Annotated in this window: 13 protein-coding genes; 3 read left to right on the forward strand and 10 right to left on the reverse strand. The window is 35.4% G+C overall.

Annotated elements, in window-relative coordinates; all coding sequences use genetic code 11:
- Positions 1-24 precede the first annotated feature (24 nt).
- From ACQKOG_RS05810 to ACQKOG_RS05825, 4 genes are all read right to left on the reverse strand, one after another.
- Positions 25-618, reverse strand: coding sequence for an NADPH-dependent FMN reductase (locus tag ACQKOG_RS05810; RefSeq protein ID WP_370077263.1), 594 nt, complete (start codon positions 616-618; stop codon positions 25-27).
- Positions 619-1,024: 406 nt separating this feature from the next.
- A complete protein-coding gene (locus ACQKOG_RS05815) occupies positions 1,025-1,549 on the reverse strand; it encodes a GNAT family N-acetyltransferase (RefSeq protein ID WP_402874307.1) in 525 nt (174 codons plus the stop codon).
- An 85-nt stretch (positions 1,550-1,634) separates the two neighbouring features.
- Positions 1,635-2,150: an O-methyltransferase gene (locus tag ACQKOG_RS05820; RefSeq protein WP_402874305.1), complete on the reverse strand. Its 516-nt coding sequence runs from the start codon at positions 2,148-2,150 to the stop codon at positions 1,635-1,637.
- A gap of 155 nt (positions 2,151-2,305) precedes the next feature.
- Complete coding sequence (locus ACQKOG_RS05825; RefSeq protein WP_402874302.1) at positions 2,306-3,586, reverse strand: MDR family MFS transporter; 1,281 nt, start codon at positions 3,584-3,586, stop codon at positions 2,306-2,308.
- A gap of 101 nt (positions 3,587-3,687) precedes the next feature.
- On the opposite strand from ACQKOG_RS05825, the gene ACQKOG_RS05830 reads away from it, so the two are divergent.
- Both ACQKOG_RS05830 and ACQKOG_RS05835 read left to right on the forward strand, forming a co-directional pair.
- The gene (locus tag ACQKOG_RS05830; RefSeq protein ID WP_427445548.1) at positions 3,688-5,415 is read left to right on the forward strand and encodes an ABC transporter substrate-binding protein; all 1,728 of its coding nucleotides are present in this window, start codon (positions 3,688-3,690) and stop codon (positions 5,413-5,415) included.
- A gap of 275 nt (positions 5,416-5,690) precedes the next feature.
- Positions 5,691-7,157, forward strand: coding sequence for a serine hydrolase domain-containing protein (locus ACQKOG_RS05835; protein ID WP_402873338.1), 1,467 nt, complete (start codon positions 5,691-5,693; stop codon positions 7,155-7,157).
- 64 nt (positions 7,158-7,221) lie between these two features.
- On the opposite strand, the gene ACQKOG_RS05840 is transcribed toward ACQKOG_RS05835, so the two are convergent.
- The 3 genes from ACQKOG_RS05840 to ACQKOG_RS05850 all read right to left on the reverse strand — a co-directional run bounded on the left by ACQKOG_RS05840 (position 7,222) and on the right by ACQKOG_RS05850 (position 8,758).
- On the reverse strand, positions 7,222-7,785 hold the full coding sequence (locus tag ACQKOG_RS05840; RefSeq protein ID WP_370077275.1) for a cupin domain-containing protein: 564 nt from the start codon (positions 7,783-7,785) through the stop codon (positions 7,222-7,224).
- Between the two features lie 100 nt (positions 7,786-7,885).
- Positions 7,886-8,107, reverse strand: coding sequence for a helix-turn-helix domain-containing protein (locus ACQKOG_RS05845; protein WP_370077277.1), 222 nt, complete (start codon positions 8,105-8,107; stop codon positions 7,886-7,888).
- Positions 8,108-8,119: 12 nt separating this feature from the next.
- Positions 8,120-8,758: a DUF2975 domain-containing protein gene (locus ACQKOG_RS05850; protein ID WP_370077279.1), complete on the reverse strand. Its 639-nt coding sequence runs from the start codon at positions 8,756-8,758 to the stop codon at positions 8,120-8,122.
- A gap of 317 nt (positions 8,759-9,075) precedes the next feature.
- On the opposite strand from ACQKOG_RS05850, the gene ACQKOG_RS05855 reads away from it, so the two are divergent.
- The gene (locus tag ACQKOG_RS05855) at positions 9,076-9,915 is read left to right on the forward strand and encodes a YitT family protein (RefSeq protein ID WP_427445553.1); all 840 of its coding nucleotides are present in this window, start codon (positions 9,076-9,078) and stop codon (positions 9,913-9,915) included.
- A gap of 155 nt (positions 9,916-10,070) precedes the next feature.
- On the opposite strand, the gene ACQKOG_RS05860 is transcribed toward ACQKOG_RS05855, so the two are convergent.
- From ACQKOG_RS05860 to ACQKOG_RS05870, 3 genes are all read right to left on the reverse strand, one after another.
- Positions 10,071-10,979: a D-alanine--D-alanine ligase gene (locus tag ACQKOG_RS05860; RefSeq protein WP_427445556.1), complete on the reverse strand. Its 909-nt coding sequence runs from the start codon at positions 10,977-10,979 to the stop codon at positions 10,071-10,073.
- A 4-nt stretch (positions 10,980-10,983) separates the two neighbouring features.
- On the reverse strand, positions 10,984-12,432 hold the full coding sequence (locus tag ACQKOG_RS05865) for a PLP-dependent aminotransferase family protein (RefSeq protein ID WP_427445559.1): 1,449 nt from the start codon (positions 12,430-12,432) through the stop codon (positions 10,984-10,986).
- Positions 12,433-12,667: 235 nt separating this feature from the next.
- Positions 12,668-14,110, reverse strand: coding sequence for a sodium/proline symporter (locus ACQKOG_RS05870; RefSeq protein ID WP_427445562.1), 1,443 nt, complete (start codon positions 14,108-14,110; stop codon positions 12,668-12,670).
- Positions 14,111-14,173: the final 63 nt, after the last annotated feature.

The following is a 14,173-nucleotide window of genomic DNA, read 5'->3' on the forward strand; positions in this document are numbered from 1 at the left end:
GTTCTACCTCAATCTTTGAACATATTATCGAATTGTATATAAAGCTTTTGACCAAGGAATTAATTGGTCTAACATTTGGTTAACAGAATCTGATTGCACTGCTTTTGGTTTGAAATCAGTACCATTTTCAAAGTCTGTGAATAGTGACAATGCTGGATGCACACGGACATCTGCAATTAAAAGCTCACCCATAATACCACGTAAATGTTCAGCTGCACGTGCACCACCTACAGAACCATACGATACAATACCTGCAGCTTTGTTATTCCATTCTACACGTAAATAATCTAGTGCATTTTTAAGAGCTCCTGTAATAGAGTGATTGTACTCTTGTACGATAAATACAAATCCATCTTGTTTTGCAACGATTTCTGACCAAGCTTGAGCGCCTGAAGCGTCTTGCCCTGGTTCACCTAGTAAAGGTAATTTGTAATCTGCGATATCAATAATTGTATAGTTTGCATCTCCTCGTTGATCTGCGATTTCTTTTACCCATTGTGCTACTTGTGGACTTACACGACCTTCGCGTGTTGATCCGATAATAATTCCGATATTTAATTCTGCCATTGTTTTTTCCTCCTCTTTTTTTGAAGCAAATAATTTATTTAAAAAACCCATATGATTACCTCCTTATGATGAAAAGTAAAACTTTACTTTCTACATGGATTAAAAGGTTCGAATTCATTTATCTTGAATTTATTTATCTTGAATTCGAGATAATAATAACACGATGGTTCAATTTACGTCAACATGTTTGTTTAATGTTTTAAAAAAGCAGAGATGTTATGGTATCAACATCTCTGCTTTTCTTAATTAATATGGCTCATCACTATAACGAGTGGTTGATTTCCGTTCCGACTGGGCGCTTTGTAGCTGACGCTTTGCTTTCGCTACAGAAAACATTTGTTGCTGACGCTTCGCTTTCGCACAGATAAAACACTTGCCGCTGTCGCTTCGCTTTCGCACAGATAAAACACTTGCCGCTGTCGCTTCGCTTTCGCGCAGATAAAACAAACCTATAGTTTTAAAATGGTATGTCATCGATTTTAATGGGCGTTGTGCTACCTAAAATCCAATCATCTTTGATTGCACCATAAACGATACTATCTGTTACAGTACCATCTGCATTTTCCCAAGCATTTCTTAAATAGCCCTCTTTTACAAAACTAGCTTTCGCAAAACATTTCCTCATACCAATATTATCAACTCTCGTATAACCCTCGATACGAATCTTACCTTTTTCTCCAAACAGGTAATCTTGTAACCAAAGAAGTGTTTTTACTCCGTATCCTCTTCCTCTATAACGCGTATCTAAACGGATATCGAATAACGGGATCGTATCGCTTATGTCATGAATTGTAATAATCCCGACCTTTTCTTCATTATCAATTATCCAATGCGTCTCGCGATCGCTGTGATAGTATCCTTCTGCAAATGCTTTTCGAACGGATTCCTCTTTTAGATTTTGGTCGGTATGATAAATCCACTTGTTTTGAGTTAATAATTCCACTAAATCTTCAATTTCATCTTCGAATAGTTTAAAGTTCATTCATATTATCCTCCATCATAAAATTGGGCTCATCACCATAGCGTATGGTTGATTCCCGCTCACAGTTATTTATGAGTATAGCTTCTTACTTCACAACCCTCAAAACAAAACCATCATATCCTTTGCTCCCAACTGTTTGAATGGCTGTAGCATCTATCTGTGATTCCTCAGATAATAAATCTATAAATTGACGAATTCCCTGAACATTTAAATCCTCACTGTCGTCGTCAATAACATGTCCTTGACGAACTACATTATCCCCAATAATAACTGTCCCTGGTCTTGAAATTTCTATCATCCATTTCAAATAATGGGGATTGTTTTGTTTATCTGCATCGATAAACATAAAATCAAAATAAGTAAAGCCCTTTTCTTTTAGGGTCGGTAATATTTCCAGTGCAGGTCCCACCATTACTTTAATTTTCTTTTCTAAACCGGCCCTTTTTATGTTCTCTTCAGCTACTTTTGCGTGCTTTGCATCAAATTCAAGTGTTATTAGATGTCCATCATCGGGTAATGCTCTCCCTAGCCAAATGCTACTGTATCCGCCAAGGGTTCCGATTTCTAAAATGTTTTTTGCTCCCTTCATTTTAGCAAGCAAGTACAACAGCTTACCTTGGTTCGGAGCTACATCAAAGCAGGCAAATCCGCTTCTAAATTCGCTTATAATACTGAATCCATAACATCATCAGAACTATAAAGTTTAGTGCTAAAATAATGATCTATCTCATTCCATTTCTTTGTCTTCATATACCTTCACCTCGAAATTACCTTAGTAGTTAGAATTACTTTACGCTTACTATCACGCTTCATCAGGGCCCATCGAGAAAAGAACATGCCAAGAAAAGCGAAAAGTACACAGACAATCCCAATTCCAATTCCGTTCAATACTTCTCCTACCATGATCCCGAGAACACCAAATATTTTGCCTATTTGAAAGACAAATCCATTAAAAGCCATATAAGCACCTCGACGGGAATCATCTACAATTTCCGCCAGCAAGGATTGCCTTGTAGGTACATACATTAATTCTCCGACTGAAAGCACAACAACACCAATAAATAAAAGCGTTAAATTATTTGAAAAGGCAAGAATTGAATAGCCTAACCCGAATAATAAAAATCCAAAATACATAACTTTTTGAACCGATTTTTCTTTAATCCATTTTGTGAAAACTACTGTAAACAACACAATTATCAATGTATTCTCCACTGTTAATAGACTTAAAAGCTTTACACCGTCCAGTGTAATATTTAAATCCCCTAATAATGTCACAACCCGTGTAAGAAATTCCTTTTCCAATCTTATTGCAATGAAATTGTTACGTTGAAATTCAATTGAAAGAATAGCAATACCTCCGAGCGTAAATAACACAAAGGGCACATTGGTAATAACAGTGCGATAGCTTTGTATAATAGATCTTATGCCATAGGAATCTTCACTTCTTTTTTCCTCACCAGCTGTGACACTGAAAGTTTCTTGGATCAACGACTTCGTCATCCACAATGTTACAAAGGAAATAATCAGCAATGAGATTAACAGTTGAAAAAAGTGCGTTTGGAAAAACCAACCGCCAATAATTAATCCAAGCATCATGGATAAGTTTACAGCCCAGTAATTGATGGAGTACATTAAAGCCCTGTTTTCTTTTGTGCTGACATCAATCAGCATTGCTTCAGCAGCAGGGTTAATAAAGCCAGTAGATATACTCATTACTAACAGCATTAAAAAAGTTACCCAAGCAGATGTAAAGGCTGGTGAATTGGCAACAATCATCCCCGCAAATGCTAGGACTTTCATCCATTCACCAATGACCATCATTTTTTTCCTGCCTATTGAGTCAGCTAAGTAACCCCCATATAAACTTGCGATAAATTGAACAATCAATTGGATTAAAAGAAGAATTCCTGCATAGATAGCATTCAGCTCTTTTGTAAAATAAATAGCCATGAATGGAAAAACCATTGAACCAACAACTCGGCTCATAAAAGATGTATAAATTCTTATTTGAATGTTACGATGTAAATTTTTGAACATTACTTCCACCCCCACCTCATTATGCTTTGTTCAATAGTGGAAAAAAAGGGTATAATCCAATCATAAATGTCCCCTTTTAAGTGGATAAGGAGAGATTGATGATGAAGAATTATTCTTATTTCCAGATGAGGGCTTTTTTATATCCTAGAGAAGAACAACAGACTGCTGAATGCAAACTTTATGAATTGGAGAGCTTATGGTTTTGTACACAAAAAAGTGTTAAACGTAAGCTAAAACAGTTCGGAGAGGCAGGCAAACTAATCTATGCTCCGGGTAAAGGTAGAGGAAATCCTTCACAAATTGTGTTTTATAAACCCTTTCAACAAGAAATTGAGGATGCCGTAAAACAGCTAGTTCAACGCGATCAATTGGAGGAAGTTATTTTACTATTGCAATTGCCTATTCCAAAAACTTGGATCGCCAATGTATCGCAAGAAATTCAAAGTTTATTCGGCATTCAATCATCCGGGCAACCAAGGGACGTGTTACGAACTGCTCGAACTAGAGAATTAACGACACTGGATCCATTACATACCTCTATTACCTTTGAGACCTTTATTATTTATCAACTAGGAGATACACTCGTAACCTATAATCAAGAACAAGACACAGTAATCCCTCACATAGCACACAACTGGGAAAGTGACAATGAAGGGAAAACATGGACTTTTTACTTAAGAAAAGGAGTCCGCTTTCATAATCAGCACTTATTAACAAGTGAAGATGTGCGCTATACGCTTGATCGTTTTAAAACAAGTTCTTCACCACATTCTTGGCTTGTGGAAGATATAGACCAAATAGAGTGTCTTTCTCCTTTTACAATTCGCTTTAAGCTTTTTAAACCAAATGCACTTTTCCCTAGATTTCTGAGCTTCCACAATCTCGTTATATTGCCTGTCAATGAGCCATTCGACGAAAATAAGTGGATAGGAACAGTTCCTTTTCAAATTAAAAAACGGACGGATAACTTACTCGTCCTCCAAGCGTTCGACAATTACTTTCTTACTAGACCAATATTAGATGAGATTGAAATTTATCGGGTACCAATTGAAACAACTCACTCTGCTATGTATGAAGTGCAAAATCACAATGAAACGATTACAACTTACCAACATAAACAAGACATTGAAGTGGGATTTCGCTTTTTGTCATTTAATTTCAAACGCAATACTATTGTTCATAATGCTGCGTTTCGAGAGGCTATTTATCATCTTATGGATGTACGGAAATTGTGGAAGGATTTAGGTCGAAGTAATCTTCAAGAAGCGTCCAGCTATTTCTTTTGGAAATCTAAGCACCAAACAAAGGATATTCAGCGCGTTCAATCTTTACTAGAAGAGGCCGGATATCAAGGAGAATTAATAACTGTATATACGCTGGACAAACAAAACTGTGTTGAGGAAGCCGAGTGGGTCAAACAAGAAGCTCGTAAATTCGGTCTTCACTTAGATGTTAAAGTCTACTCAATATCAGATTACTACGATCCTTCTCTTGAAGAAGCCGATTTATTAATGATGGGTGAAGTTGCTTCGATGGATCATCACTTATCTTTTTTAGGTGCATTTTTAAATAAAGCACTTATTTTTAATCGTTTTTTATCTAATGCTCACTTAGAAAATTTGAATGTCTATTTTGAAAAAATAAAGCAAGCAACGGATTGGCAGACAAGAGAATGTTGGATTAACGAGGTTGAATGTTATATACGACAAGAGAATTTATTTTTATATTTAAATCATCCTATTAAAAGCCGTATCTTCCATCCTATGATTAAGGATATCCAATTTGATTCGTTCGGCTTCGTAGATTTTCGAAAGCTTTGGATTAAGTAGTTTAAATTCTCCCGAATAGTATTCACAACAAATATCATATACTTTAAAGAAGTGTATATTTTTGGATAATCACTAAAAATTAGGAACGGAATTTGTTAATACGTAATGTGAGCGAAGCGGCTCATTGGACGCCCCAGAAAAGCGCTCAGTCGGAACGGAAATCAACCACGCGTTTGGTAATGAGCCATATTTTTTTGAAATTTACTTAATAGATTAAAGGTCGTGACTATGAAATTATGAAGGAAAAATTTTCGGGGGAATAGGTGAAAACAACAATGAAAAAAATCTCTGTATATAAAACAATAGTAGTATGTTTATTATTTATTCCATTCTATCTATTTCAACCAGTCTCACAAATCTCTGCAGATTCTGGGGAACAAGACATTAAGCGTACTATAAATAAGTATGTTGAAAACTTTTTAGAAGAGCAGCGAATTCCAGGGGCATCTATTGCTATTGTTCATAAAAATGATATTTTTTATTCTAAATCGTGGGGCGTAACGGGAGAATCCGAAGAAAAGGTAACTGCTGAAACTCCATTTGTAGTTGGTTCTATTAGTAAATCATTAACAGGTTTAGCCATCATGAGATTGGTTGATGCAGGCATTATTCAATTAGATGATCCAGTTCAAAAGTATATGCCATGGTTTACCCTAAAAGATAAACAAGCCGCTTCTCAAATAACGATTAAACAGTTACTTACGCAAACAAGTGGGATAAGCACTTATTCTGGCTTAGCTATATCGGACAAAGAATCTAAAGATTTAAGTGCTATAAAGGAAAATGCAGAAAGTTTATCGAATGTGAAGCTGACTGCTGCTCCTGGAGAAAAACATCAGTATAGTAATGCTAACTTTTCTATTCTTGGAGCTCTCATCGAAGAAGTGACCAATCAACCATTTTCTGAATATATGGAGGAACAAGTTTTTTCTCCATTAGGGATGAAAAGTGCAGCCGCTAATAGTAGCATGGCCTATGAAAAAGGATACTTATCTGGCTATCAATCATGGCTTGGTCACCCTGTCAAAAGCACAGTCACATTTGATAATGGAGGGACACCCTACGGATATATAACGGCAAGTGCAACAGATATGGTGCAGTACATTAAGCTACTTAGTCACCATGAGCATAACGATTTTTTAAGTAAAAATGCGTTGAACCTTTATATATCGCCATTTGTTCAAACTAGTAAATATCGATATTACGGCCTTGGTGTACGAATCTCATATCCAGAATCCAAAGAAGAAATGATATGGCATTCTGGTTCAAATCCTGACGCACGCTCAGAAGTATTTTATCTACCAGAAACTGATTGGGGCGGGGTAATTCTCACTAACAAAAGTCATATATTAGAGGAAAAATCACTTCTTTACTTGAAAGAAGGGATTATTAATATTTTAAATGGGAAAGAGCCCGTTGACGCACCTAAATATAAACCTACATTTCAAGTCATAACAATTGCTATATTATGTTTACTTTTTGTGATGTTTATTTATCTTCTATTAAAGGTTAAAACTAATAAAGGAAGAGTGTCGGGTATATTCGGTTTTATACTTTTAGTTTTGGCCATTATCTCCATTCCATTATTAAGCTATAATACAGGAACACCTTGGCACACTATTAGATATTTTGCTCCCGATATTGCATTTTTGGCCATAGCACTGGTTACCCTTTTAACATTGAATGGCTTATTATCTATCTATATTGCATTTAAACGACGACAAAAAAGACAACTTCTCTAAGTAGGAGTTGTCTTTTTTAGTTATGCTTGTATTATCAAGGAAAAAGCTTCATATCTAAAATTGATTATTCATTCCCTTGACCGTAGCCTGCTTCCGAGGCCATAGCGTCTGCTTTCGTAACATGTACCGTACCAAATGGATGGTTAGGAGGAGCGTATATTGAATAAAGCTTTAATGGCACATTCCCTATATTCGTGACGTTATGCCACGTTCCAGCAGGCACTACTACGGCATAATTTTCGTAGACTTTTCTTTCATAATTTAAATTGTTTTTACTAGGGCCCATTTGAGCAAATCCCTCACCCTGTTCAATATATAAAATTTGATCAACATTTGGGTGTATTTCCAAGCCAATATTATCACCAACATTAATACTCATTAAAGTAATCTGTGAGTTCTTTCCCGTCCACAGAGTAGTACGATACGTATCGTTTTGCTTAGCTGCATCTTTAAGATTGATGACAAGTGGCTGAGGTCCATAATCTTTTAATACAATACTTCCACCATTGGAAAAACGAGAAGGTTCAGCACTGTTCGCATACCCTACCTGATAAGGAGGTGTCCAATAAACAAGCTGATCTCTATAGCTATACATAGGCATGTTTCCGTAATAAGGAATGTAGTACATTTTCTCAATCCCCTCACACATTATAAGGTTATCCTATGCGACTTGTTCTAGAAATGTACTTATACGTATTTCCATCCTATAGTACAACTTAAAAATTTATTTACTCAAAGGTATCCTCATCCTCAGCATACTCTAAAATATCCCCCGGTTGACAATTCAATACTTTACAAATTGCATTTAACGTTGAAAAACGTATTGCCTTTACCTTCCCCGTTTTTAAATTCGATAAATTGACAATCGATATGTCTACTGCTTCTGCAAGCTCACTTAATTGCATTTTTCTATCAGCTAATACACGATCCAATCTTACGATAATCGTCAATTTCTTCACTTCCTATACTGTTGCATCATACTCTTCTTGTAAAAAAGAGCCATATCTAAATATCCTACCAATTGTCCAAACTATAAAACTACATAGTAGTATGCTCCAATTTATATCAAAAAATCTAAAAGAAACGGATTGAATCCATTCAATATTGTCTAATTCATTATTGTTTAAAAACATATGTAATAATGTTGAAACTATATATGCTTGAACCGTATTACTTAAAAAACTTAAAATTAATAAACTATATGCTACTAGCTCTATTCTTTTACTATTTCTAAGAGTAAATACATCCCCAACAATGACTGATTTAACAAATTTCCATAATAAAATAAAAATTGACATAACAATCAAAGTAAAGATCATCGAGAGTAAAATTAATACGATTGTTTCACTTTTATCATAAACAAAATTACTCATTATATCTTTATTAAAAAAAACAGTTAATCCATTAAATTTAAAAGAAATGTCAATGTTAGAATCTAAAACTAGTTTATTAATCTTCTCACCAGAGACTGTTAAAGCTACAACTAATAACCCAAAGAGTAATAAGATACATGATGCAATGATTACTATAGTAGCTATTAATAATATATTTAATATTCTCAAACTCATTTTAATATTACGAATTGCTAACGATTGATCCATAACTGCTTCTAACACTCCTTATTATTTGTTCTTTATTTATATTCCTTCCCCCTATTATTGTAGGATATATTATTTCACACCTCCGTTTTGTAGATACTTAAAGCTCGGATATAGTATATATTATAAGCTGATTTCACATCGATGTTTAATAACAGCTTCATGAACTATTTTTTTCAATTCGACTTTTTCTCCAATAAAGGACATACTAACATGAATAAGATTTATCATAAACGAACATTCCAAAAAGTATATGAAATGTCTGGAACTTGATATAGTATGTATTTAGGAAAAAATCAATTTGTTTTGGTGGTGTATATATGAAGAAGTTCATTATGGATTTTTTAATGATTGCAATCGGGGCGATGCTTTTTGCACTGGCTGTAAACTTATTTGTTATACCTAATGATTTAGGTGAAGGTGGCGTAACAGGTTTAACAATCATCGCCTATTATTTGTTTGGATGGTCGCCAAGTATTGTGAGCTTTGCGCTAAACGCAGCTTTATTAGTAGTTGGCTATAAGTTTTTAAGTAGGCAAATGACTATTTATACGATTATTGCAGTATCCCTTCATTCACTGTTTTTACATTTAACAGAATCGTGGTCGATTTCTTCAAATGAAATTATTGTGAATGCTATTTTTGGCGGGGTGTTTGCTGGCGTTGGTATAGGCTTAATTATTAGAGTTGGTGGAACAACAGCAGGTTCAACAATCTTAGCTAGAATGACGAACAAATATTTAGGCTGGAGTATTAGTTACGGTTTATTGTTTTTTGATTTAATTGTTGCTTTTTCATCTTATTTTATTATCGGAGCAGAAGCATTAATGCTTACTGTCATTATGCTTTATGTTGGAACAAAGGTGATGGAGTTTGTTATTGAAGGTGTAAACCCGAAAAAGGCAGTTACGATTATTTCAAAAAGGCCAGAAGAGATTGCCAGTCATGTAAATGGTTTTATGAATCGAGGCGTGACGGTTCTATCAGGCCATGGCTATTATACGAAAGAACAAAAAGAAATTCTGTATATTGTCATAAGTAAACAGGAAGTTGTAAAACTAAAGAAAATCGTCAAAGAAATAGACACGGATGCTTTTATTGCTATTCATGATGTGCGAGATGTCTTTGGACATGGCTTTATTGAATTGTCTAAGGCGTAATTAAGAAACTGAGAAAACACCTTTTGTTGAAATGGGGATTATCCCTTTAAAAATCAACATAGAGGTGTTTTTTCTATTGAACATACTTTAGCTCATCAACTTATATACGTAGTATACATTTTACAAATGCATCCAAAATTTCAGCAATGAAGCCTTTATTCCTTAGCCTGTAATGAAATTTCAATAATCCTATCTAAAAGTTGCGTGTAAGTTAATCCGGCCGAGGATGCGCTTTTGGGGAGTAGGCTGTTTTTTGTCATACCTGGCAAAGTGTTAACTTCCATGACATATGGGGTTCCATCCTTGATCATCATATCGATTCTGGCATAAACACTGCATTTTAAGGCGCTATAGCAAGCTTTTGCGGCTTCAGCAACTCGTTCATGTATGGCAGGTGGAAGTTCTACAACCTCCTCTATCGTAGCGGCATCCTCATATTTCGCTTTATAGTCAAAGAACTGCGCTGTATGGCGAATCGAAATAATCGGTAAAAGCTCCCCATCCAAAATGGAGCATGTTATTTCTTCACCTACTATATATTTTTCAATAATAATTTCATCGTCCCATTTGAACACTTCCTCAACCAAAGTGAGTAAAGAATTTTTATCATAAACTATTTTTACCCCTACACTGGAGCCACCTGAATTAGGTTTAACTACTAACGGATATCCCATTTTGTCTAATTCATCGAACTGAAGCTCATTAATATTCGAAAGATAAAGCCAATCTGGTGTTTCAATGCCCTCATAGCGTAGAATTTTTTTCGAAATATTTTTATCCATACAAATACTGCTTGAAAGTATACCACTACCTGTATATGGAACGCCCATAGTTTCTAGTACACCTTGAATCGTGCCATCCTCTCCAAACTTGCCATGTAGTGCTAATAAAGCAATATCGATATTTCTCACCTTTTCAATAAGCTCAGCCTTGTCATTTTCATTTACTTTAATAGCTACCGCTTCGTATTTACTCTTATCTAAATGAGCGATCATTTCTTCCCCTGTCATAATAGAGACCTGCTTTTCTGAAGAAACGCCCCCCATAATAACGCCAACTTTCATATGTTCAACTCCCCATTTCATTTTTCAAGGTATCACCAATAATCTTAATACCACGCACAATATCCTCTTCTTTGAGCCGAGAAAATCCTAATCGAAAGGTGTTGCTACCTTCTCCATTGCTATAAAAAACGTCACCAGGATAAAAAACTACTCCTTTTTGATAGCACTTTTTCAATAGTGTACGAGCATCCATTCCTTCTTCTAGCTCAATAAAGAGATGAAGTCCACCATCTCCTGTCATTCTTTTAAAGGGAATGTATTGATGGCAAGCTTGACGGGCTAGTTCATATTTTTTCTTATATACGAACTTAGCCTTTTTTAAATACTTTTCAAAATAACCATCCTGTAAATATTGATAAAGCACAGCCTGATCTAGTGTCGATGTATGAATGGTACGTGCTCTTTTCATACTTTCTAAACAGTGGATGAGTTCCTTATCAGCTAATATCCACCCGACACGTAAACCTGGAAAAAGAATTTTAGAAAAGCTACTAATATAAATAACATTGTTGCCCTCACCGATAAAAGTCATTAACGGTGCTAAATGTGAGCCTGAATAGCGTAATTCCTCATTAAAACCATCTTCCACAATTGGAATTTGATATTGTGAAAAAAGCCTAATAATTTCAGCTCTTTTTTCAGAAGATGTCACAATGCCTGTCGGATTATGATAGGACGGGATTAAGTAGGCAAAATCAAATTCCTTTTCCGATAAGCTTTTCTCAACTTGTTCAATATCGATACCGTCATCCTTCATGTCGATTCCGTGGATGTCAAATCCATGTAAGCGAAAAAGCTTTAATGCTGCATGATGAGTAGGATTTTCGCAAATAACACGTCCGGATTTTTTCGCTAAGGAAGATAATAAAATATCCAACCCCTCAGTAAAGCCATTCGTGATCAAAATATCTTTGTTGGAAATATCTACACCTTTCACTTCCATATAGTGAAGAAGGTACTCGATTAAAGGTTTATAGCCTTTTGCGTATCCGTAATTCAAAACGACATCCCCTTCAAGGGACATCCGGGTCAAAAAGGCCCTTTTAAAATTTTCAACATCAAAAAGCTTTTCTTCGGGGGCAACACTATTGAAGGAAATCATGCCTTTTTCCCAATGAATATCTTGCTTCATTAAATCTAATTCATCAGCCAACAAGGTAACGTTATTCAACCTCTCCTTCCAATTAAATTCGATAGATGAAGCTTTCAACGTTTCGACTTTCCCTACAAAATTCCCTTTTCCCTTCACTGCATAGATCAGGCCCTCTTGCTCTAAATCTGCGTATGCATTCAGTACCGTATTTCTACTGACCGATAATAATTTACTAAGTTCACGGGTAGATGGAAGCTTCTGATGCTCCAGCAAGTGTCCCTTCATAATCATTTCTTTTAAATAGTCTTTTAATTGACTATAAACTGGACGATTACCTATAAGCTTAAAATCATTAAACACTTCCTTGACCCCCTTGCTTTATTTTTGCATAACAACATTAAACCTAAAAGGTCCACGCCGTATGTATTTTTCTTTCAAAGTGGTTGCTCAAAAAAACATATAAATTAAATTCATTATTGCAAACGTTGTGTTTCTAATAAAAGAAAAACTCCCATTTTGAAAAAAATAAATCAAAATGGAAGTTATATTCATTCATAAAATTATTCAAAAATAACTTTTTTTATCATGATTACATTCAATCAGATTGAGGTTCCTCTGTATCGGGACATACTAGAGAAAAGACAATACCAACGATTAAACAAATAAAGAATGTTGCTGCTTTGGCAGAGATAATTGCTTCAAGTGGTGAAAGTGACCAAGCAATGGCACTGATAAAACCGACGATAATTGTTGCAATCACACCTATTCCTGAAATACGTTTCCAGAAGAAGATTAATAGAATAACAACTGAAAATGTATTGCCAATGCCTGCCCATGCAAAGGACACAAGATTATAAATAACAGAGCCTGATTTTAGCGAAATAATAATACCGACAATACCACTGATAACCGCTACGAGACGCGAAAGGTGAACTAATCTTTTACTCGAGATATTCCAACGTAATGTTTTGTGGATAATATCTTCACTAATGGACGTAGTGATCACTAATAATTGTGATGAAGCTGTTGACATAATAGCCGCTAAAATACCTGCAACGATAATACCTGCAACCCAAGGTGGTAAGATTTCAAATACCATATGAGGCAAAATCATCTCTGGATCCTCTATTGATCCTTGTTTGTATAAAGTTGAAGCGAAAATCGCTGACAAAAAGGCACCAACATAAACAATCAGCGTCCATATAATGGCCATATTGCGACCTGTAATTCGTTCTTTTTCTGTCGTAATGGCCATAAAACGAGAGCTCAATTGTGGTTGCCCCCCTAACCAGCCAAAGAACCACGACAGATTGGTAAATAACATAGCTCCTAAGGCTAGTCCATTTAAGCCGCCAACCCAACTATCTGCACCGTTGCCCATGTTCGCAAGCTCAGCTGAAATACTTAAGCCTTGATGCTGAATTTCCATGTAAGCTGCAATCGGCACAATAATGAATGATAGAAGCATTAAAAAGCTTTGGATAGTATCTGTCCATACGACAGACATAAATCCTCCCATACAAGAGTAGGCAATTATTATTGCACCAATAATAATTGTTCCCCATGTAATATTAAGACCAGAAAATGAATAAATCGTTTTCCCCATACCTGAAAATTGAGCAGCTAAATAACAAACAAAAAATAACACAAGAACGGCCGAAGCTAACCAGCGAATAATATCTGCATGTTTAGGGAATTTGACAGCGATATAATCTGTTAAACTATTGACCTTATATTTTTGTTGCTCAGTCATAAAGCGTTTCGACAAAAATAACCATGAAGTAATAACTCCTAAAAGCATACCAGATAGTATCCAAATACCTGATAATCCGGCTACATAAATAAAGCCGATTGCCCCTAAAAACATATAAGCTGATTCGCCAGTAGCTCGCTCAGAAAAGGCCAGCGCCCAGCCAGGCAACTTATTCCCTCCTAGAAAGTAATCGTTATGTGACAAATCTTCCTTACTGAAATAAATCCCTATTCCAAGCATCGCAATTAAATATATAAATATTTCAACATATACAACAGTATGCATGACTCTTCATCCCTCCATCTGATTAAAGTAAACAATACCAATTGGTTTTATCAGATAGTAGAG

This window comes from Lysinibacillus sp. NPDC093216, assembly GCF_050280325.1.
Lineage (GTDB): Bacteria > Bacillota > Bacilli > Bacillales_A > Planococcaceae > Lysinibacillus.

Coding starts and splice junctions, on each gene's coding strand:
- ACQKOG_RS05835 (WP_402873338.1), top strand. CDS start 5,691: ATGAAAAAAATCTCTGTATATAAAACAATAGTAGTATGTTTATTATTT.
- ACQKOG_RS05855 (WP_427445553.1), top strand. CDS start 9,076: ATGAAGAAGTTCATTATGGATTTTTTAATGATTGCAATCGGGGCGATG.
- ACQKOG_RS05860 (WP_427445556.1), bottom strand. CDS start 10,979: ATGAAAGTTGGCGTTATTATGGGGGGCGTTTCTTCAGAAAAGCAGGTC.
- ACQKOG_RS05870 (WP_427445562.1), bottom strand. CDS start 14,110: ATGCATACTGTTGTATATGTTGAAATATTTATATATTTAATTGCGATG.
- ACQKOG_RS05825 (WP_402874302.1), bottom strand. CDS start 3,586: ATGTTCAAAAATTTACATCGTAACATTCAAATAAGAATTTATACATCT.
- ACQKOG_RS05815 (WP_402874307.1), bottom strand. CDS start 1,549: ATGAACTTTAAACTATTCGAAGATGAAATTGAAGATTTAGTGGAATTA.
- ACQKOG_RS05810 (WP_370077263.1), bottom strand. CDS start 618: ATGGGTTTTTTAAATAAATTATTTGCTTCAAAAAAAGAGGAGGAAAAA.
- ACQKOG_RS05840 (WP_370077275.1), bottom strand. CDS start 7,785: ATGTACTACATTCCTTATTACGGAAACATGCCTATGTATAGCTATAGA.
- ACQKOG_RS05850 (WP_370077279.1), bottom strand. CDS start 8,758: ATGGATCAATCGTTAGCAATTCGTAATATTAAAATGAGTTTGAGAATA.
- ACQKOG_RS05830 (WP_427445548.1), top strand. CDS start 3,688: ATGAAGAATTATTCTTATTTCCAGATGAGGGCTTTTTTATATCCTAGA.